The organism is Proteiniclasticum sediminis (genome assembly GCF_018128025.1).
GTDB lineage: Bacteria > Bacillota > Clostridia > Clostridiales > Clostridiaceae > Proteiniclasticum > Proteiniclasticum sediminis.
On the sequence record NZ_JAGSCS010000003.1, the window covers coordinates 79,505 to 99,561 of the forward strand.

The 20,057-nt window shown below is 53.1% G+C and carries 18 protein-coding genes; all 18 read left to right on the plus strand.

Translation table 11 applies throughout. The features are described 5' to 3' along the window. The first annotated feature begins 8 nt into the window (after positions 1-8). The 18 genes from secD (at position 9) to KCG48_RS03510 (ending at position 20,034) form a co-directional block, all read left to right on the plus strand. Entirely contained in the window at positions 9-2,117 is a 2,109-nt protein-coding gene (gene secD, locus KCG48_RS03425) for a protein translocase subunit SecD (protein ID WP_211799905.1), read from the plus strand. Positions 2,118-2,260: 143 nt separating this feature from the next. Continuing rightward, positions 2,261-3,025 carry a single-stranded-DNA-specific exonuclease RecJ family protein gene (locus KCG48_RS03430; RefSeq protein WP_211799906.1) on the plus strand — a complete coding sequence of 255 codons (765 nt, stop codon included), beginning with the start codon at positions 2,261-2,263 and terminating at the stop codon, positions 3,023-3,025. Between the two features lie 22 nt (positions 3,026-3,047). Then, the gene (locus tag KCG48_RS03435) at positions 3,048-3,566 is read left to right on the plus strand and encodes an adenine phosphoribosyltransferase (RefSeq protein ID WP_211799907.1); all 519 of its coding nucleotides are present in this window, start codon (positions 3,048-3,050) and stop codon (positions 3,564-3,566) included. 106 nt (positions 3,567-3,672) lie between these two features. Next, a complete protein-coding gene (locus tag KCG48_RS03440; protein ID WP_211799908.1) occupies positions 3,673-5,877 on the plus strand; it encodes a RelA/SpoT family protein in 2,205 nt (734 codons plus the stop codon). Positions 5,878-5,885: 8 nt separating this feature from the next. Next, on the plus strand, positions 5,886-6,335 hold the full coding sequence (dtd, locus tag KCG48_RS03445; protein ID WP_211799909.1) for a D-aminoacyl-tRNA deacylase: 450 nt from the start codon (positions 5,886-5,888) through the stop codon (positions 6,333-6,335). Positions 6,336-6,352: 17 nt separating this feature from the next. Further along, a complete protein-coding gene (locus tag KCG48_RS03450; RefSeq protein ID WP_211799910.1) occupies positions 6,353-6,952 on the plus strand; it encodes an MBL fold metallo-hydrolase in 600 nt (199 codons plus the stop codon). Positions 6,953-6,962: 10 nt separating this feature from the next. Next, positions 6,963-8,375 carry a coproporphyrinogen dehydrogenase HemZ gene (gene hemZ / locus KCG48_RS03455; protein ID WP_211799911.1) on the plus strand — a complete coding sequence of 471 codons (1,413 nt, stop codon included), beginning with the start codon at positions 6,963-6,965 and terminating at the stop codon, positions 8,373-8,375. A 13-nt stretch (positions 8,376-8,388) separates the two neighbouring features. After that, positions 8,389-9,633 (plus strand): histidine--tRNA ligase, encoded by a 1,245-nt coding sequence (gene hisS, locus KCG48_RS03460; RefSeq protein ID WP_211799912.1) that lies wholly within the window; start codon positions 8,389-8,391, stop codon positions 9,631-9,633. An 11-nt stretch (positions 9,634-9,644) separates the two neighbouring features. Next, positions 9,645-11,426 carry an aspartate--tRNA ligase gene (aspS, locus tag KCG48_RS03465; protein WP_211799913.1) on the plus strand — a complete coding sequence of 594 codons (1,782 nt, stop codon included), beginning with the start codon at positions 9,645-9,647 and terminating at the stop codon, positions 11,424-11,426. A gap of 241 nt (positions 11,427-11,667) precedes the next feature. Beyond that, positions 11,668-12,261, plus strand: coding sequence for a hypothetical protein (locus KCG48_RS03470; protein ID WP_211799914.1), 594 nt, complete (start codon positions 11,668-11,670; stop codon positions 12,259-12,261). 133 nt (positions 12,262-12,394) lie between these two features. Continuing rightward, complete coding sequence (gene hutH / locus KCG48_RS03475) at positions 12,395-13,876, plus strand: histidine ammonia-lyase (RefSeq protein WP_211799915.1); 1,482 nt, start codon at positions 12,395-12,397, stop codon at positions 13,874-13,876. A gap of 102 nt (positions 13,877-13,978) precedes the next feature. Next, on the plus strand, positions 13,979-14,626 hold the full coding sequence (locus tag KCG48_RS03480; RefSeq protein WP_211799916.1) for a cyclodeaminase/cyclohydrolase family protein: 648 nt from the start codon (positions 13,979-13,981) through the stop codon (positions 14,624-14,626). A gap of 137 nt (positions 14,627-14,763) precedes the next feature. After that, positions 14,764-15,201 carry a Dps family protein gene (locus KCG48_RS03485; protein ID WP_211799917.1) on the plus strand — a complete coding sequence of 146 codons (438 nt, stop codon included), beginning with the start codon at positions 14,764-14,766 and terminating at the stop codon, positions 15,199-15,201. Positions 15,202-15,418: 217 nt separating this feature from the next. Continuing rightward, on the plus strand, positions 15,419-16,513 hold the full coding sequence (gene ychF / locus KCG48_RS03490; RefSeq protein ID WP_211799918.1) for a redox-regulated ATPase YchF: 1,095 nt from the start codon (positions 15,419-15,421) through the stop codon (positions 16,511-16,513). A gap of 252 nt (positions 16,514-16,765) precedes the next feature. After that, entirely contained in the window at positions 16,766-17,518 is a 753-nt protein-coding gene (locus KCG48_RS03495; RefSeq protein ID WP_211799919.1) for a CPBP family intramembrane glutamic endopeptidase, read from the plus strand. After that, a complete protein-coding gene (locus tag KCG48_RS03500; protein WP_211799920.1) occupies positions 17,508-18,062 on the plus strand; it encodes a cyclase family protein in 555 nt (184 codons plus the stop codon). The genes KCG48_RS03495 and KCG48_RS03500 overlap by 11 nt, the downstream gene beginning before the upstream one ends. Beyond that, positions 18,055-18,330, plus strand: a complete 276-nt coding sequence (locus KCG48_RS03505; RefSeq protein ID WP_211799921.1) for a DUF503 domain-containing protein — start codon at positions 18,055-18,057, stop codon at positions 18,328-18,330. Before KCG48_RS03500 ends, KCG48_RS03505 begins: the two co-directional genes overlap by 8 nt. A gap of 9 nt (positions 18,331-18,339) precedes the next feature. Continuing rightward, entirely contained in the window at positions 18,340-20,034 is a 1,695-nt protein-coding gene (locus KCG48_RS03510) for a M3 family oligoendopeptidase (protein WP_211799922.1), read from the plus strand. The last annotated feature ends 23 nt before the right edge of the window (positions 20,035-20,057 follow it).

Consider the following 20,057-nt stretch of genomic DNA (forward strand, 5'->3'; position numbering starts at 1 on the left):
TACACGACATGAAGAAAAAAAGCAATCTGACGATCTTCGTCATCATCCTTTTATTATTGGCCTTTTTAGGTTATTCCGGCATCGAGGGGCTCCATGTGGGCGACTACCGGGTCAAGTCCTTCGGGGAAGTCATTAAGCGGGGACTGGATCTCCAGGGTGGCGTTTCCGTCGTCATGGAAATTCAGTCGGACAAAGTCACCGCGGAAGATCTGAACTCCATGAAGAGCCTTTTGGATCTTCGCGTGAACAAGATCGGCGTCAGTGAGACCGTCACCACCACCGAGGGCACGGATCGTGTCCGCATCGACATTCCTGGTGTCTTCAACTCCAGTGAAATTGTCAAGAACCTGCAGACCACGGGAAATCTGACCTTCAAGGATCCCGATGGAAAGGTCATCCTCAGCGGCAGTGATGTCACATCCGCCGCGGCTATGATCGATGCCCAGAGTCAGCCTGTAGTTTCCCTGAAGCTCAATGCCTCGGGCACGGAGAAGTTCAAGACAGCCACAGAGAACCTCATTGGAAAATCCATCTCCATCAACATGGATGATGAGGAAATTTCTGCTCCCCGGGTGAATGAAGCCATTTCCGGCGGAGAAGCCGTCATTTCCGGCATCGGCTCTGTGGAAGAAGCCCAGTTCCTCGCCGGAATCATCAACTCCGGAGCTCTGCCTTATCCGGTCAAGGCCGTTCAGGTACAGACCGTGGGACCCAGCCTGGGTGCTGGTGTCATGGCTAATGTGAAGATTGCAGCCTTTGTGGGCCTGGCCTTCATTGTGGCCTATATGCTCCTCCGCTACCGTAAACCAGGTTTCCTGGCTTCCGTGGCCCTGGGCTTCTACTGCTGGCTGCTGCTTTTCGTCTTCTACGGAATCGATGCCACCTTGTCCCTCTCCGGAATCGCCGGCTTCCTGCTCACCGTGGGTATGGCCGTGGATGCCAACATCCTGATTTTCGAACGAATCCGCGAGGAGCTCAAGTCCCAGCGGAACCTTCATAAAGCCATCGAGGCTGGTTTCCACAATGCCATGAGTTCCATTCTCGATGCCAATATCACCACCATCATCGCCGGACTGGTGCTCTATTTCCTGGGAACCGGATCGGTGAAGGGCTTTGCCCTGACCCTGATGATCGGTATCGTCATCTCCATGTTCTCTGCCCTCGTCATCACAAAACAGCTCATCTGGCTGGGTGTTAACATGGGCTTCCTGAAGGAAGCCAAGGACTTCGGCGTCACGTCCACCACGAAGAAAGTTACGAACTTCGACTTCATCAAGGGAGCCAAAACCTGGACCATCGTGGCGGCAGCAGTGCTTGCCCTGGGTATTTTCTTCGGCGTCACCAAGGGCATGAACCTGGGTCTGGATTTTGCCGGCGGTACCCGTCTGGTTATGGAAGTGGGCAGTGCCTACGACAAGGAAGTCATGGACGGAATCATCAAGCCCTTTGATGGGAAGGCCCTGACCCAGAAAATCGATGAGACCCAAATCGAAGTGCGCAGCCAGGCTCTGACCACTGAAACCATGGGTGAAGTGGTGAAAGCCATCCAGGCAAAGTATACCCTGGATGACAAGGCGGTCATTTCCCTGGATGAAATCGGCGCCTCCGTGGGCAAGGAGCTGACCCAGAACGGCGTGAAAGCCGTAATCATTGCCGCGGCCTTCATGCTGGTCTACATTTCCCTGCGCTTCAAGAAGAACTACGGATTTGCGGCCATTGCGTCCCTGGTCCACGACATTTTCTTCCTGGTGGCCATTTACGCCATCTTCCAGATTCTGGTCAATACCCCGTTCATCGCGGCCATTCTGACTATTCTGGGCTACTCCATCAATGACACCATCGTGGTCTTCGACCGTGTCCGCGAGAACAAGCTGGCGCATCCGGGGATGGAAACCAAGGAACTGGTCAATCTGTCCATGAACCAGTCCCTCATGCGCTCCGTGGGCACTCTGGCCACCACGCTGTTCACCATCGTATCTGTGGCGGTGTTTGTTCCCCAGATCCGCGACTTTGCCCTCCCCATTTCCGTGGGCGTTTTCGTGGGCGGACTTTCCACCTTCTTCATTGCTGGACCGTTCTGGATCATGTTGGAGAAACGATCAGCTGCAAAAAAGTAAGGGCAGACTGAAGTCTTTTGACAGCAACCCTGGGCCGCGCCATGCGGCCCTTTTTTTCAGCGCTTCCGCAATATTCCTCCATTCAATTGTAGCTTGAGCGGAAATGTATTATAATGAGATTGTTTTAAGGATGAGGGATGGATATGGTTTACACATACTTAAGGTCACTGCAGCGGGGAGTCGATTCAACGGTTTCCCAGAAGTATACCCATAAAGCAATTTTAAGAATCATGAAAGCGGTGAATGACCGGGAGAAGATCCTCATTTACGGCAAAGGAAATCGGGAAGGCATCTGCAGCATCGCGATTCTTATTCTTGTGCTCCGATACTTCAATGCGGACTTTGATTATTTCCTCGTTCCTCAAGGGGGCAGCCGGGAAAATTTCATCGCCGATGCCCGAACCCATCTGGATTTTTTCACCCCGGGGGTCATGGTGTCCCTCAATGAAGGGTTCACCCGCAGTGTCCGGGAAACTTTGGACGACGGGGAGACGGACCTGGTCTCCATCGGTCATGGCGACCATACCATGGAGTACGCTTTTTCGGTGGAAGGGGACACGATTCTCAAGAATGTTTTCACCTTCTCCAAGGAACTGTCCATCAATTATGACACCCGAAACATTTACCGCTACATTGATCTCGTCTATTTGGGCTCGGAAGAGACGGATGTCTCCCGGGATGAGGTCCTCAGCATGGGGCTGAATCGCCTCCATGTCTCCAACAATTATGGAATCCGGTCCCTGAAAAAACTGAATTCCTGTGATGAGGCGGGACTGCGAAACCTGCTTACCCCCAGAGACAATCCCGGATCCATGGTGGACAACTCGCGAATTATCATCGAGCTGTTAACCACAGAAGACATGAACCGGGCGGAACAAATTGCCAAGTACCTGATCAAGAGCAGATAAACGAACCCTAGTGGAGGTTATTATGAATTTTAGAGACAAGATTGCCATCATCGAAGGATTCCCCAAGGAGGGAATCAGCTTTAAGGATATTACCCCGCTCATCGGCGATGGAGAGGCCTTCAAGACCCTCATCGACGAAATGGCGGCCAAGCTTCGGGGACAGGGCGTGGACTACATCGCCGGACCGGAAGCCCGCGGCTTCATCTTTGGGGTTCCCCTGGCCTATGCCCTGGGGGTGGGCTTCATTCCCATCCGCAAGAAGGGTAAGCTTCCCCAGGAAACTGTCACCATCACCTATGATCTGGAGTACGGCCAGGATACCCTGGAAGTGCACAAGAATGCCTTCCCCAAGGGGGCCCGCGTCGCCCTGGTGGACGACCTTCTAGCCACTGGTGGAACCATCTCCGCCTGCGCCAAGCTCATCGAACTGGCAGGAGGAGAAGTGGTTTCCGTGGACTTCATCATTGAACTCACCGAGCTCCATGGCCGCGACAAGCTGGACGGCTACAAGGTGGAATCGCTCATCACCTATGATCTCTAGACAAGTCTCCTTCAAATGAATATAATGAACAACAAAAGGCTGGTTGATCAACCAGCTTATCTTCTATTTCGTGGAATACTGAACCTGCAGAAATGAGGAATGGAACATGCTGTACGACTTGATGAAGAAAATCGATAAGTCGGGCCACATCAACAAGGAATTGGTGATCAAGGCCTATAACCTGGCGGCGGAAGCCCATGGGGACCAACGGCGCATTTCCGGGGAGCCCTATGTGACTCACCCCGTGGAAGTGGCGTCGATTCTGGTGGACATGGGAATGGACACCAATACCGTCGTTGCCGGGCTTCTTCATGATGTCGTGGAAGACACCACCTATACGGAGGAAGAAATCGCCAAGCTCTTCAGTCCGGAAATTGCGGAACTGGTGGACGGCGTCACCAAGCTGGGAAAAATCAAGTATAAGTCCAAGGAAGAGGAGCAGGCGGACAATGTGCGCAAAATGCTTCTGGCCATGGCCAAGGATATCCGGGTGATCCTCATCAAGCTGGCGGACCGCCTTCACAATATGCGGACCCTGCGCTATATGCCGCCGGAAAAGCAGAAGGAGAAGTCCAAGGAAACCTTTGACATCTATGCTCCTTTGGCCCATCGGCTGGGGATGTTCAAGATCAAATGGGAGCTGGAGGATCTGGCCTTCCGTTACATGTATCCCACGGAGTATTACGACTTAGTCAATCAGATCGCCGAGAAGCGCAAGGAACGGGAAGCCTACATCGCCAAGATCATGGAAGACATTGTGGAGAAACTCCAGAATGCCAACATCGAATGCGACATCGACGGCCGGCCCAAGCACTTCTACTCCATCTACAAGAAGATGATGGCGCAGAATAAAAATATCGACCAGATCTTCGACCTCACGGCCATCCGGGTTCTGGTGGACAGCATCAAGGACTGCTACGCCGCCCTGGGCATCGTCCATACCATCTACAAGCCCATTCCCGGACGCTTTAAGGACTATATTGCCATGCCCAAGCCCAATATGTACCAGAGTCTTCATACCACGGTCATCGGGCCCCAGGGCAAGCCCTTCGAGATCCAGATCCGCACCTACGAAATGCACCGGGTGGCGGAGTATGGTATTGCCGCCCACTGGAAATACAAAGAATCCGGATCCTCCAAAGAAGCTCCCCGGGATTCCATGGACCAAAAACTGGTCTGGGTTCGGGATATGCTGGAATGGCAGAAGGAAACCTCCGATGCGGAGGAGTTCATGGAGGCCTTCAAGATCGATCTTTTCGGAGATGAGATCTTCGTCTTCACCCCCAAGGGAGAAGTCATCAATCTTCCCCACGGCGCTACCCCCATCGACTTTGCCTATCGGATTCATACGGATGTGGGAAACCGCACCATTGGCGCCAAGGTCAACGGCAATATGGTCACCCTGGACTATAAGCTGGCCACGGGGGAAATCATCGAAATTGTCACCTCATCGAAGCCCAAGGGTCCGAATATCGACTGGCTGAACATCGCCACTTCCAATCAGGCCAAGACGAAGATTAAAGCCTGGTTCAAGAAGGAAAAGCGGGAGGAGAACATCCAGCGGGGCAAGGAACTCCTGGAGCGGGAAGCTAAAAAACAGGACCGAAACTTTGCGGACATTGCCAAAGGCGAAATGCTCGACCGCCTCATTCGCCGATACCACGGCAACAATATGGAAGATCTCTACGTGGTGGTGGGGGCCAGCCAGGTGCTGCCGTCCACGGTGGTCACCGCCCTCAAGGATGCCCTGGAGGAAGAGAAAAAGGCCAAGATCAACGAGGACAACAAGCTTTCCCTCTTGGAAGCCGAAAAACAGATCGAAGCCCAGCGCAAAAAGGATAAAGCGAAGAAGAAGTCCTATTTTGGCGTCATCGTTTCGGGCATGAACAATGTCCAGGTCCGCTTTGCCAAGTGCTGCAACCCCGTTCCCGGCGATGAGATTATGGGATTCATCACGAACTTCCGAGGAATCAGTATTCACCGGGCAGACTGCAGCAATATCGAAGAACTGAAGAACGACCAGAAACACCGGGTCATCGACGTGGAGTGGGAGAAGGAGAGCACGGAGCTTTACAGTGCCCGAATTCAGATTCAGGCCACGGACCGTCCCAACCTGGTTTCCGATATCATCTCGGTGGTGAACGAGATGAAGATCCCCCTCAACGCCATGAATGTGGAGACCAAGAAGGATGCCACCGTGCTTCTTCATCTGTCCCTCCTCATCAAGGACATCAACCTTCTGGAAGAATGCCTTCGACGGATGCGCAAAGTCACCAGCATCATCGATGCCTTCCGCATTGGAAACCTATAGGAGTAAGCATGAGAGCAGTAATACAGCGGGTGACGTCTTCTTCCGTGGAAGTTTGCGGGGAAGTCGTGGGCCGGATCAGTAAAGGATTCACGGTGCTTTTAGGGGTTCGGGAGGACGACACCCCGGAGGACCTGAAGTACATGGAAGAAAAAATTAAAGGCCTTCGGGTGTTTGAGGATGACCAGGGAAAGATGAATCTTTCCCTGGATGCCGTAGGAGGAGAAATTCTCCTCATTTCCCAGTTCACCCTTTACGGCGATGTCCGGAAGGGAAGACGGCCCAGCTTCACGGAAGCGGCCAAAGGAGAAAAAGCAGAAGTCTTGTATGAAGCCTTGGCGGAAGCCTTAAGGCGGAGCGGTTTACGCGTGGAAACCGGGAAGTTCGGGGCCGAGATGAAGGTGAGCATCGACAATGACGGACCCGTCACCATTCTTCTCGATAGCCGAAAGGGCTTCTAGTGACAAAAGGAGAACCTATGATTATTAAGAAAGCTGTCCTGGGGCCATACCAGGAAAATACCTATATCCTCATGGATGAGGACACCCGGGAAACCATCCTCATTGATCCCGGTGACGAGGCCGAAGAGATCATCGGCTACCTGCGTCAGCTTCGGGCTGAGCTGAAGTATATTCTTCTCACCCACGGCCATGTGGATCACGTGGGCGCCGTGGATGCGGTGCGTGACGCTTTCCATGTCCCGGCGTTCATCGCCGAAGAGGACATGATGGCCATCGAGAAGCGGAAAATGGCCTTTGGCCGGATGCGTCCCGCGGAAGGGTTTTTGAAGGAGGGGGACAAGCTGATGTTCGGTCGCCGAAAGGTTACCATCTACGCCACCCCGGGCCACAGCAAGGGCAGTCTCAGCTATCTTATTGAAGGAAACCTCTTCGTGGGGGATGTGCTGTTTCAAAATTCCATTGGCCGCACCGACCTTTACGGCGGGGATTTTCACGAGCTCATTTCCTCCATCAAGGACAAGCTCATGACGCTGCCCGAAGGGACCCGGGTATACCCGGGACACGGTCCGGAGACCACCCTGGGCATCGAGAAGGCATTCAATGCCTATCTGAAATAGGAGGCCCGCCATGATCAGTGCACGCAGCGACAATAATCTGCGGTATCATGTGTACCATATGATCAACCTCTTCTATCCCCAGATCCGATATCTGGAGGAAGAGGAAGAAGGGGACGTGGATATTGAGGTTCAGGTGAAGGAAGGAAAGCTCTGCATCCGATTCTTTGGGGCAGAGCATATTTCCGATTACAAGCCCCGGGATCTTCAGGATCTTCGTCGGCGGCTCTACCGGCTTCTGGAAGAAAAAACGGGCAAGGCGCTTCCCTGGGGGACTCTCATCGGGGTGAGGCCATCGAAGATTGTCCGGGAGCTTCTGGAATCGGGGAAGGGTTTGGAAGAGATCCAGGCGATTCTTCAGGCGGAACACTTCACCCGTCCCGAGAAGGTGGCCTTGGCCCATGAAGTGGCGCTGAAGGAAACCAAGCTTCTGGAGAAGGTTCAGGTGGAGAACTCCTGCGACATCTATATCGGCATGCCCTTCTGCCCCTCTCGTTGCCTTTACTGTTCCTTTACCTCCAATGTGTATACGGGCAACCGATTCAAGGACCGGTATCTGTCCCTCATGCTGAGGGAAATGGAGGCCATCCGACGATTCCTGGATGAACAGGGAATGTCCGTAAACAACGTCTATTTCGGCGGAGGAACCCCCACGGCGGTGAGCGATGACGAGTTTGAAACCGTCATGGCCGCCATCCATGAGAACTTCCTCCAAGGCCGCCAGGTGCTGGAGTTCACGGTGGAAGCAGGCCGGGTGGACAGCATCTCCCGGGAAAAACTGAAAAGCATGAAAGCCCACGGCACCACCCGCATTTCCATCAATCCCCAGACCATGCAAAACGACACCCTGCGCCTCATCGGCCGAAATCATGATGCTCAAAAGGTTCGTGAAATATTTCGTTTGGCAAGGGAAGAGGGTTTTGATAATATTAATATGGACCTGATTCTGGGCCTTCCGGGGGAAACCCCCGAGGACCTGGAAGAAACCCTCAAGGCGGTGCAGGAACTCTCCCCGGAGAGTCTCACGGTCCATGGATTGGCGTTAAAACGGGCATCCCGTCTTTATGAGGATTTTATCCTGGAAAAGCGGTATCCCCTGCCTTCCCAGGAGGAGATGAACCGCATGTACCGTCGGGCTGATGAAACTGCCCGCGCCATGGGACTTCTCCCGTACTACATGTATCGGCAGAAGCACATGGTGGGCAACCACGAAAATGTGGGCTACGCCAAACCGGGGTTTGAGAACCTCTATAACGTCACCATGATTGAAGAGGTGAAGACGATCATCGCCATCGGCGCCGACGGCATCACCAAGAAAGTAAAGGATGGCGTCATCACAAGGCAGGCCAACTTCAAGGGTCTGCCGGACTATACGGAAAGATTTGAGGAAATGATGAGGAAGAAACTGGAGTTTCTTCACGCATAAGGAGGAGACGGACATGGCTTTACAGGCACCCAAAGGGACAAAGGACATGCTTCCCATGGAGGCATACAAATGGCACTACATTGAAAATCATCTGCGGACCATCGCAGGAGAGTACGGATTCCGGGAGATCCGCACCCCCATGTTTGAGAGCACGGAGCTGTTTCAGCGGGGCGTAGGGGAAACCACCGATGTGGTGCAGAAGGAAATGTACACCTTTGAGGACAAAGGCGGACGAAGCATGACCCTGAAAGCGGAAGGAACTGCACCGGCCGTGCGTGCCTTTGTGGAGGCTTCCCTCTATGCGGAGGCACAGCCCACAAAGCTCTACTATTTCACCCCGGTTTTCCGTTATGAGAATGTGCAGAAGGGACGCCTTCGGCAGCACCACCAGTTCGGCATCGAGGTCTTCGGCGCCGCGAAGCCATCCGTGGATGCGGAGGTCATTTCCCTGGCCATGCGCGCTTTCCAGGAACTGGGCATCCAGGGCCTGAGCCTGAAGATCAACTCCATCGGTCATCCCGGCTGCCGAGCGGAGTACAATGCCAAGCTCAAGGTATTTCTTACCCCGCACTACGACGAGCTGTGTCCCCTTTGTCAGGACCGGTTCCACAAAAATCCCATGCGGATTCTGGACTGCAAGGAAAGATCCTGCAAGGTCATCGTGAAGGATGCCCCGCTGATCCTGGACAACATCTGCGACGAATGTTCCACGCATTTTGATACCCTGCAGAAATATCTGCAGGCCATGGGGATCCCGTACGAAGTGGATAAAGGCATCGTCCGGGGACTGGATTATTATTCCAAGACGGTCTTCGAGATTGTGAACAAGGACATCACCGTCTGCGGCGGGGGACGCTACGATTACCTCATTGAGGAGATCGGGGGCCCGGCCATGCCGGCTGTGGGATTTGGCCTGGGGCTGGAAAGACTGCTCCTCTCCATGCAGGATGAGGGCATCGAAATTCCCGAGCCTTCCCGGTTTGATCTCTTCATCGCCTCCATGGGTGAGGAAGCGGAACTGAAAGCCGCGGCCATGGCCCATGTGCTTCGGGCACGGGGACTCAAAGTGGAGATCGACCATATGGACAAGAAACTGAAAGCTCAGCTGAAGTATGCCAATAAGGTCAACGCCCGCTATACGATGATCCTGGGCGAAGACGAAATTCGTGGGGAAACCGCAGCGCTGAAGAAAATGGACACCGGTGAACAGATTGAAGTGAAGCTCGAGGCAGAGGCAATTCTGTCGGGCATGAAGTAGGAGTGAAGAATATGGGCGAAATGTTAGGACAAGAACGACGAACACATATGGCAGGGCTGGTCAATGAATCTCTCATCGGCCAGGAGATTGTGGTGACGGGGTGGGTCTCCAAAAGGCGAAATCTCGGTTCTTTGATCTTCTGCGATCTCCGTGACCGGGAAGGCATTCTGCAGGTGGTTTTCCGGGAGGAAGCGTCCAAGGAGGCTTACGAGAAGGCTGACCGGCTGCGCAATGAATACTGCATTCTGGTTCGAGGCACCGTGGAAAAGCGGGAAGCGGTGAACACGGCCATGCCCACGGGACAGGTGGAGCTCATTGCCAAGGAGCTGAAGATTCTCTCGGAATCGGAGACTCCCCCCATCTACATCAAGGAAAACCTCGATGCCGCAGAAAACATCCGGCTGAAGTACCGTTATCTGGATCTGCGTCGTCCGGACATGCAGCGGATCATGAAGATCCGAAGCAAAGCCTACATCACGGTGCGGAACTTCATGGATCAGGAAGGATTCCTGGAAGTGGAAACCCCCATCCTGACCAAGAGCACCCCGGAGGGGGCCCGAGACTATCTGGTTCCTTCCCGAAACTATCCCGGATCCTTCTACGCGCTGCCCCAGAGCCCCCAGCTCTTCAAGCAGCTCCTCATGGTCTCCGGTTTTGACAAATATTTCCAGATTGCCAAATGCTTCCGGGATGAAGATCTTCGAGCCAACCGGCAGCCGGAGTTCACCCAGATCGACATCGAAATGAGCTTCATCGGGGTGGAGGACATCATCGACCTCAATGAGCGGCTCATCCAGAAGGTGTTCAAGGACATTCTGGATTACTCCGTGGTAACGCCCTTCCAGCGGATTACCTATAAGGAAGCCATGGAGAAGTACGGTTCCGACAAACCGGATCTTCGCTTCGGCATGGAAATCCGCGACCTTTCCGACCTGGTTTCCGGGACGGAGTTTGTGGTCTTTAAGAGCGCCCTGGAGGCATCCGGCAGCGTTCGAGCCATAAACTTGACCGGTGGCGCCGCCATGGGCAGAAAGGACATCGACCGTTTGGGCGAGTTTGTGAAAACTTACCGGGCCAAAGGCCTGGCCTATATTCAGCTGAAGGAGGATGGCGTGAAGACCGCCCTGTCCAAGTTCCTCAGCGAAGAAGAAATTGCAGCCATCATCCAGCGCATGGACGCCAAGACTGGGGACCTCATCCTCATCGTGGCTGACAAGAATGAAGTGGTGCTGCAGTCCCTGGGCGCCCTTCGTCTGGATCTGGCTAAGAAAACTGGAATTCTCGAAGGAAACAAGGAATTCCGCTTTGCCTGGGTCACCGAGTTCCCGCTCTTGGAGTGGGACGACGAGGCTAAGCGCTTTGTTGCCCTTCACCATCCCTTCACCAGCCCCATGGAAGAGGATCTGGACCTCTTGGAAACCGACCCAGGCAGGGTTCGGGCCAAAGCCTACGACATGGTGCTTAATGGTGAAGAACTGGGCGGTGGAAGCATCCGAATCCATGATACAAAGCTGCAGCAGAAAATGTTCTCGCTCCTGGGCTTCTCCGAGGAGGAGGCTTGGGCACGCTTTGGGTTCCTCCTGGAAGCCTTCAAGTTCGGTCCTCCCCCCCATGGCGGCCTGGCCTTCGGCATGGACCGTCTGGTCATGTTCCTGGCGGGCACGGACAACATCAAGGATGTCATAGCGTTCCCCAAGAACCAGAACGCCTTCGATCCCATGACCGAAGCTCCGGACAAGGTGGAAGACAACCAGCTCCGGGATCTGGGCATCGGCATCAGCATCAAAGAATAGTCATTAAATCCCTTAAACGGATAACTCACCAAAGATTCCTCCGGGAATCCTTTGGTGAGTTTTTTTACGCTCAATGTTCGAAAGAACCCGCGACAGCTAAAAAAAGGGGAGAAAACCCCGAAGAAGTTCGGGCTTAAAATTTCGAAATCTGCGCTAAGATTAAGGTGTCGATCTTTTTTTCGGTGATGATCTCCCGTTGAAAGAACGAAGGCCGACAACTTCAAACAAAGGGGACTCCGGCATGTATAAATATCTTCTTCGGATCAGTATCCCGCTCATCCTTCTCTTCGTCCTTCTCCTCTTAACACCTTTACCCCAGCGCCAGGTGGAGTCAAAACGGTTAAACGCCGGGGATGTGGACTGGGTAGAGAGGATTCCAAAACTTTTGGAACGCGAAAACCTCAATAACGAAAATATGGTGCTTCGCCGGGTAGAGTTCATCGTCAATGAGAAAGGCGAGGTGGATAACTTCCATCTCCAGGGCCTGGTGAAGGACCAGGACCATTGGGAAAACTTCGATATCCGGTACAGCTGGAAAAACAGTCTGGGGACCTATAAGATTCTTCGCCATGGGGCGGAGGATGAAGGGGTCACCGGCATTGGCTATGGTCGATTTCTCTCCCGCTGGAAGTGCCTCCCGCTGGTTCCGTCCCTGAAAATTCGCAGTTTGGGGTATGGGCAGCAGTTCTATTCCGGCTCAGCAGTTCCATCGTTTCTCGTCACCGACCAGGGCATCGAAGTTGTCCATGCCCAAGAAAAAAAGCTCCTTCGGGAGGTCTTTGTCCTTCAAGTGGCCGGGGCGGCGGGCGAAATTTCCTACTACTACTTGCAGTAATTGCGTAAAGTTCCCCCTTTTTTGACGAGAAGGGGGATTTTTTTTCGAAGAGTCTCAAAAACAGCCTCCTGCGCCGGGTTGCCCTTTTCAGAAAAACGATTTCATTATATGATAGAGGGACAGGAGGTAGATTATGGTTACGATAGAAAATGGAACACTGACACTGGAAGACCTGGTCCGGGTGGCCAGAGAGAATGAAAAAGTCATGCTGTCTCCGGAGACAGAAAAACGGGTCCTGGAGTCCCGACGGATCCTGGAAAAAGCCGCCCAGAGCGATCAGGCGGTTTATGGGGTCAATACGGGATTCGGAAAATTCTCCGAGGTGAAAATCGGCAGCGGAGAACTGGCCCAGCTGCAGCGAAATCTTATCCTTTCCCATGCCTGTGGCGTGGGTAACCCCATGGCCCGGGACGAGATCCGGGGCATGATGCTCCTTAGAATCAATGCCCTGGCCCGCGGCTATTCCGGGATTCGGCTGGAAACCTTACAAACGCTTCTGGCTATGCTCAATGCCGGAGTTCATCCGGTGGTACCGGAAAAAGGCTCCCTAGGCGCTTCGGGGGATCTGGCTCCTTTAGCCCATATGGTGCTGACCCTCATAGGCGAAGGACAGGCAGAGTATCAGGGGAAGGTCTATGCGTCCAAAGATGCCCTAAGCTTGGCGGGGATTTCCCCCGTGGTCCTGGCGGAAAAAGAAGGCTTGGCCCTAATTAACGGCACCCAGGCCTTGACGTCCATGGGCGCCCTGGCGTTCATCGATGCCAAGAAAGCCCTGAAAGCGGCAAATCTTTCCGCAGCCCTTTCCATGGAAGCCCTGCGTGCCATCACCACGGCCTTTGATTCCCGGCTCCACGAAGTCCGGGGACATGCGGGTCAGATGAAAGTGGCCCGGGAAATTCTCGCGCTTCTGGAAGGATCCTCCTTAGTGACCCGGCAGAATGATCTTCGCTGTCAGGATGCCTACTCCATCCGCTGCATTCCCCAGGTCCATGGGGCCATCCAGGATACCTTCTCCTATGCGGAGGAGAAAATCACCATTGAAATCAATGCCGTCACGGACAATCCCATTGTCCTGGCGGAGGATGCCATTTATTCCGGCGGGAACTTCCATGGAGAACCCATGGCCTTTGTCTTTGACTTCCTGGCCATTGCGGTGAGCGAACTGGCCAACATCGCTGAGCGACGGCTGGAGCGGCTGGTGAACCATCAGCTCAATGATCTCCCGCCATTTCTTGCCCCCAGCGGTGGGCTCAACTCCGGATTTATGATTACCCAGTATACGGCAGCCGCCCTGGTGTCGGAAAACAAGATCCTGGCTCATCCGGCTTCGGTGGATTCCATTCCTTCCTCTGCCAATCAGGAGGATCACGTGTCCATGGGCAACACCGCCGCCCGAAAACTTCGGGAGATCGTGGCCAATACCTGGCGAGTCCTGGCCATCGAGGCCTTTGCCGCCTGCCAGGCCATTGATTTTCGTCCGGATCGGACCCTGGGCCGCGGCACCGGCGAGCTCTACTGCAGTATCCGGAAAGAAGTGCCCTTCCTGAAGGAAGACGTGCTCATGCATCTCGAAATGGAGAAAGTCCATGGGGTGCTCCGGAATTTTGTAGGCTAAGTCCAGGCATTGTTAATTTTTTGATAATGATCCGTGAAATGAGGGGTTTCACCCTGTCATTTCCCCGGGTTGAGGTTAAAATAGAATAGAAGAGGTGAGTTTATGTTAAGAGAATTGACCGTCCAAGAGTTTACCCGTGTCCTGGGTGAGGGAAAGCCGACCCCCGGAGGCGGAGCGGCCGCAGCCCTCAGCGCATCCCTGGCGGCAGCCCTGACTTCCATGGTGTTCAACCTGACCATCGATAAAAAGGTCGCCAAGGATTATCCGGAAGCCGTCATTTTGTCCCTGAAAGAAGCTCGGGAAGCCACGGACAAGTTCCGGGAAAGCTATCTGCAGCTCATGGTGGATGATGCGAAGGCTTTTGACATCCTCATGGAAGGCTACTGCCTCCCCAAAGAAACCGAGGAAGAGAAGAAGATCCGCTCGGAGCACATCGAGAAGGCTAAGGAAAAAGTCCTGGAAGTGCCCTGGGTGCTGCTCAACGAGGCGTTCAGCATGTATGAACCCTTGAAGGTGGCCACGGAGTATGGAAATAAAAATGCCATCTCCGATGCCGGAGTAGCCGCCATCCTCATCCACAGCGCCATTGAAGGGGCAGCGCTCAATGTCTTCATCAATCTGGCCAGTTCCGAGGTCAACGAGGAAACCATCAACTTGAAGAACCGCACGGACCTCATGGTGGAGAAATCCCGGGTGATCAAGGAAGACATCGTAGCTTCTGTGGTGGATAAGATCTACGGACGGCAGTAACTTAGATTCATTTTAGAATCTTTACATTTTGTTCATTTCTAAGACTTGCAACTTCAGGCGTTTTCCTGTATATTGTAATTAAGCTAATTTATAATAATTATAAATTAAATTAAATATAAATTTGGAGGTACGTTTAAATGGCAAATTTGGAAAAGAAACTCAATCAGTATGTGGCAGATCTCATGGTGATGTACACGAAGCTTCACAATGTCCACTGGTATGTTCAGGGTCCTGCATTCTATCAGATTCATGGTCTCTTTGAAACCTACTATGACAAAGTCACGGAAGACATGGACACCGTCGCTGAAAGAATGCTTCAGCTGGGCTTCTCTCCCGTCGCCTCCCTGAAGGGTGCTCTGGAAATTAGCAAGATCGAAGAACGTGACGACAAGTTCGGACGCGACATGGATCTGGTCAAGCTGATCAAGACCGATTTCGAGTATCTTCTGGGCCTCACCCTGGAAGTGAAGGAACTGGCGGAAAAAGAAGGGGATGACCCCACGGTGGATATCATGAATGAGTTCACCGCATACTATCAGAAGGCTCTGTGGATGCTGAACGCCACCTTGGCATAGTTTTTAAGAATCCTCCCGAAAGGGAGGATTTCTGCTTTTTTGGCGCAAAAACGTTAGGGATTTCGGTAGAGCCTTGGATTTTTGGGACTTCGTCAGCGCCTGAAGTCCAGGCTGGGGCGTCCATTGCCGGAGAATGACGACTTTTATTGAAAAAACCGTTATTCATCGGTATAATTGATGAGATATCAGGGAAATAACGAAGTGAGGAACAAATAAAATGAAATTAGGAATTGTGGGTTTACCCAATGTAGGAAAAAGTACGTTATTCAACGCCATCACCAAGGCGGGCGTGGAGGCGGCGAACTATCCTTTCGCCACCATCGAGCCCAATGTAGGGGTGGTCAATGTGCCGGATGATCGTCTGGCGGCGCTGGAGAAGCTGTATAACTCAAAGAAAAAGGTCTATGCCACCGTGGAGTTTTACGATATTGCCGGTCTGGTGAAGGGAGCTTCCCAGGGCGAAGGTTTGGGAAACAAGTTCCTCAGCCATATCCGGGAAGTGGAGGCCATCGTCCATGTGGTGCGCTGCTTCCGCGATGACAATATCGTCCATGTGGAAGGAAATGTGGATCCCATACGGGATATTGAAACCATCAATCTGGAACTGATCTTCTCCGATCTGGAAATGCTGGAAAAGCGGATGGATAAAGCCGCCAAGCTGAAACGCACCGGTGATAAGACCGCAGCGGCGGAGTTTGAGCTCATGGAGGGACTGAAAGCCCACCTGGAAGCGGGAAAACCCGTAAGAACCTTCGAAGCCACAGAGGAGCAGAAGGAATTTATCAAGACACTCTTTTTGCTCACCTCCAAGGATGTGCTGTATGTGGCGAATATTTCCGAGGAAGATCTGATTTCCGGGGAAGAAAACGACATGGTGAAGGCAGTCCGGGAATACATCAAGGATGAAAATGCCGGGCTGGTCTACATTTGCGCCCGTCTGGAAGAAGAACTTTCCAGTCTGGAAGAAGAAGAAAAGCTGGAAATGCTTCGGGAATACGGGATCCAGGAAACGGGTCTTGACCGCCTGATCAAAGCCAGTTATAAGCTTCTGGGCCTCATGAGCTTTCTCACTGCGGGCCCCCAGGAAATTCGGGCCTGGACCATCAAGGTGGGCACCAAGGCGCCCGTGGCGGCAGGAAAGATCCATTCGGACATTCAGCGCGGCTTCATCCGGGCAGAGGTCATTTCCTTCCCGGATCTCATGAGCTCCGGTTCCGAAGCCCATGCCAAGGAAAAAGGACTTTACCGCGTGGAAGGCAAAGAGTACATCATGCGGGACGGCGATGTGGTGAACTTCCGATTCAACGTTTAATTTTAATCTTCTCCTTAGAAAGTCTCGGCGGAGCGCAATGCTTCGCGGGGGCTTTCTTTTTTTGCGGGAATCGTCAAAATATTAGGAGTTTGGGAAGTGTTTTGGTATACTGATTCTATACATTATCCTCATGGGGAAGAAATCCTCCCGGAAGGAGCTGAAGTCTTGAGACCTTATTTTCAAAAGATGTCCGTACCGCTTTTTTTGCTGATTCTATTTCTTAACTACGGAATTTTAACAGCAGGGATCATCATGGCGGAATTTTGGGGGGCAGGAGACAACGCCATCTATGCGCTGCAGGTGCTCTTCTATTTTGTCATGTTCATCGGATTTTTCCTCCTTCCCCTCCATCGGGAGGACCGGAAGGCCATCCTTTATGAGGATCCCCAGGAGCGAAAACCTCTGGTCATGATCTTTCTGCCCTTCTTCATCATGGGGCTCTTCACGGTGCTCTATACGCTGCTTCTCCAGGCGGTGGCGCCGAGACTCTATGAGTCCTTCATCAATGCGCCCAATCTTCTGGAAGGGCTGGATTTCGGCACGAATCCCTGGGCCTTCGTGCTCACCTTCCTGGCGGTGGTGATCCTGGCTCCGGTGGTGGAGGAAATCGTCTTTCGCGGAATCCTCTTCAATCTGCTGAACCGAAAGCGAGGGATGGCCACGGCCATGGTGGTGTCGTCAATTCTCTTTGGGGTGCTTCATTTGGAGACCATGGTTCCCACGGCCATCATCGGTTTCACCCTTTGCTTCATCTATCAGAAGACCGGGAGCTTGAAGCTGGTCATGGGCGCCCACATGTTCAACAATCTCATGGCCTTTTCGCTGCCCTTTCTCATCGGGGATCTGAACACCCAGGATGCCGCATATCTGACCCTGAGCCTTGTGCTCTTTCTCCTCTATGTGGCCAGCTCCCTGTATTTTGTGTATTATGTGCTGAAGAACCGTTCGGCTTTTCAGCGCCGATCGCCCATTTACCGGGCTTGGAGGGATGACTTTGATCTATGATGTGAGCCAGATCCTTCGCGATGGCATGCCCGGGTATCCCGGGGATCCCCCCGTGAAGATCCGGGAGATCTTCACCGTGGCCAAGGAAGGGTTTTCCCTGCGCCAAATGGAGCTCACCACCCACACGGGGACCCATGCGGATTTTCCCCGGCATTTTTATTCCGGCGGCGTCAGTCAGAGCGAAACCGATCTTTCGATCTTCTTTGGCAAAGTCCAGGTGGCCGAGTCCTTTGAGGATACGCTGCACCCGGGAATCCTGCGCTTTTTCGCCAAAAACGGACACCTGTCCCTGGCCCGGGCCCAGGAGCTCCATGCAGAGGGTGTGCGGCTCATCGGTACAGTATTTGACTCCATCGATCTAGATTATCCCTATCCGGTCCACGAATTTCTCCTGGGCAATGATATAATCATCTTAGAGAATCTCGTGCTGTCCGGCATGGCGCCAGGGGAGTACCACCTGGCAGCGTTTCCCCTGAACATTGAGGGAGCTGACGGGGCTCCTGTAAGGGCGGTGTTAATGGATGATTTATGCGGGGGTGGCTAGAATCGGCCTTCGGGCGGCCTATGTGCGATCGCTGAAGGAGAAGCGGAGCATTGTGCTCAGTCTGAAGACGAAAGTTCAGCATCAGTTTAAAGTCGCCGTGGCGGAAGTGGAGGACCTTAATCAGCACCAGTCCATCGTGGTGGCGGTGGCTGCCGTGTCCAATGAACGCCAGCGGGTGGAGGAGACGCTTCACCATATCTTGGATTATATCCAGGACAACTTCGACGTGGAGATTGTCCGGGAAGAGATCAATATTGAACAATTTTAGGAGGGAATTATGAAATTTCAAGACTACAAATATGAGCGACCCGACATGGACCAGATCAAAGCCGAAATCGGCGTCATTTTTAATGGTATGGAGTCCGCAGCCACAGAAGAGGAATTTCTGAAGTTCATGGACCAGTTCATCGCCATCCGCCGCACAGTGGAAACCATGTTCACCCTGGTGTCCATTCGGCACAGCATCGACACAAGAGATGAGTTCTACGACAAGGAAAGCGACTATGTGGATATGGCCATGCCCCAGTTCCAGGATCTGGCCATCAGTTTCTACCACAGGATTCTGGCCAGCCCTTTCCGGGATGCCATTGAGAAGAAGTACGGCAAGCATCTGCTGAACCTAGCTGAGGTTTCCGTCAAGGCCTTCAAGCCCGAGATCATCGAGGACCTCCAGGAAGAGAATAAGCTCTCTTCGGAATACTCCAAACTGGTGGCTTCCGCCTCCATCCTTTTTGACGGCGAGGAGCGCAACCTCTCGGGTCTGGTGCCCTATATGGAGAATCCTGACCGCAGCGTCCGCAAGGCCGCCTATGAGGCTTACTCCGGATTCTTCCGCGACCATGAAGCCGACTTCGACCGAATCTATGATGAGCTGGTCAAGGTGCGGGACCGCATGGCCAAGAAAATCGGCTATGCCAGCTACGTGGAAATGGCCTATGACGGGCTTCTGCGCACAGAGTACGGCCCGAAGGAAGTCAAAGCTTACCGTGAAGCCATCGGCAAGCACATTGTGCCTTTGGTGGTGAAGCTGCGGGAACGCCAGGCAAAGCGTCTGGGACTGGACGAGCTCAAGTACTATGACGAAGCCATTGAGTTCACCACGGGCAATGCAACCCCCAAGGGTACCCCCGAGTGGATCATCAACAACGGCAAGACCATGTACACGGAACTCTCTCCTGAAACCGAGGAGTTCTTCAACTTCATGACCGACCATGACCTCTTGGATCTGGTGACCAAGAAGGGCAAACAGGCCGGCGGATACTGCACCTATATCCCGGATCACAAGGCTCCCTTTATCTTCTCCAACTTCAATGGAACCTCCGGAGACATCGATGTCCTCACCCATGAGGCAGGTCATGCTTTCCAGGTTTATTCCTCCAGAGCCTATGAAGTGCCGGAATACAGCTTCCCCACCTACGAAGCCTGCGAAATTCATTCCATGTCCATGGAGTTCTTCACCTGGCCCTGGATGAAGCTGTTCTTTGAAGAGGATACGAACAAGTATCATTTCTCCCATCTCCAGGGAACATTGCTGTTCCTTCCCTATGGTGTTTCTGTGGATGAGTTCCAGCACTTTGTGTATGAGAATCCCACGGCGACCCCAGAGGAGCGTAAGCTGAAGTGGCGGGAAATCGAAAAGAAGTATCTCCCCCTGAAGAACTATGATGACAACGAGTTCTATGATCGCGGAGGCTTCTGGTTCAAGCAGCTCCATATCTTCACCTCGCCCTTCTACTACATCGACTACACCCTGGCCCAGGTCTGTGCCCTGCAGTTCTGGATTCGCAGCCGTAAGGAAGGGAAGAAGGCCTGGGAGGATTATGTGAGCCTCTGCAAGGAAGGCGGAAGCAAGCCCTTCCTGGAACTGGTCAAAATCGCCGGACTTCAGAATCCTTTCCAATCGGAAACCATTCCGTCCATTCTCCCGGAAATCGAAGCCTATCTCGATGCCGTGGATGATCTTTCCCTGTAAAGTATAAAATCCATGTCCCGAAA

Coding starts and splice junctions, on each gene's coding strand:
- hisS (WP_211799912.1), top strand. CDS start 8,389: ATGGCTTTACAGGCACCCAAAGGGACAAAGGACATGCTTCCCATGGAG.
- KCG48_RS03495 (WP_211799919.1), top strand. CDS start 16,766: ATGGCGGAATTTTGGGGGGCAGGAGACAACGCCATCTATGCGCTGCAG.
- KCG48_RS03430 (WP_211799906.1), top strand. CDS start 2,261: ATGGTTTACACATACTTAAGGTCACTGCAGCGGGGAGTCGATTCAACG.
- KCG48_RS03485 (WP_211799917.1), top strand. CDS start 14,764: ATGGCAAATTTGGAAAAGAAACTCAATCAGTATGTGGCAGATCTCATG.
- KCG48_RS03470 (WP_211799914.1), top strand. CDS start 11,668: ATGTATAAATATCTTCTTCGGATCAGTATCCCGCTCATCCTTCTCTTC.
- KCG48_RS03440 (WP_211799908.1), top strand. CDS start 3,673: ATGCTGTACGACTTGATGAAGAAAATCGATAAGTCGGGCCACATCAAC.
- secD (WP_211799905.1), top strand. CDS start 9: ATGAAGAAAAAAAGCAATCTGACGATCTTCGTCATCATCCTTTTATTA.
- dtd (WP_211799909.1), top strand. CDS start 5,886: ATGAGAGCAGTAATACAGCGGGTGACGTCTTCTTCCGTGGAAGTTTGC.
- hemZ (WP_211799911.1), top strand. CDS start 6,963: ATGATCAGTGCACGCAGCGACAATAATCTGCGGTATCATGTGTACCAT.
- KCG48_RS03450 (WP_211799910.1), top strand. CDS start 6,353: ATGATTATTAAGAAAGCTGTCCTGGGGCCATACCAGGAAAATACCTAT.
- hutH (WP_211799915.1), top strand. CDS start 12,395: ATGGTTACGATAGAAAATGGAACACTGACACTGGAAGACCTGGTCCGG.
- KCG48_RS03480 (WP_211799916.1), top strand. CDS start 13,979: ATGTTAAGAGAATTGACCGTCCAAGAGTTTACCCGTGTCCTGGGTGAG.
- ychF (WP_211799918.1), top strand. CDS start 15,419: ATGAAATTAGGAATTGTGGGTTTACCCAATGTAGGAAAAAGTACGTTA.
- KCG48_RS03435 (WP_211799907.1), top strand. CDS start 3,048: ATGAATTTTAGAGACAAGATTGCCATCATCGAAGGATTCCCCAAGGAG.
- KCG48_RS03510 (WP_211799922.1), top strand. CDS start 18,340: ATGAAATTTCAAGACTACAAATATGAGCGACCCGACATGGACCAGATC.
- aspS (WP_211799913.1), top strand. CDS start 9,645: ATGGGCGAAATGTTAGGACAAGAACGACGAACACATATGGCAGGGCTG.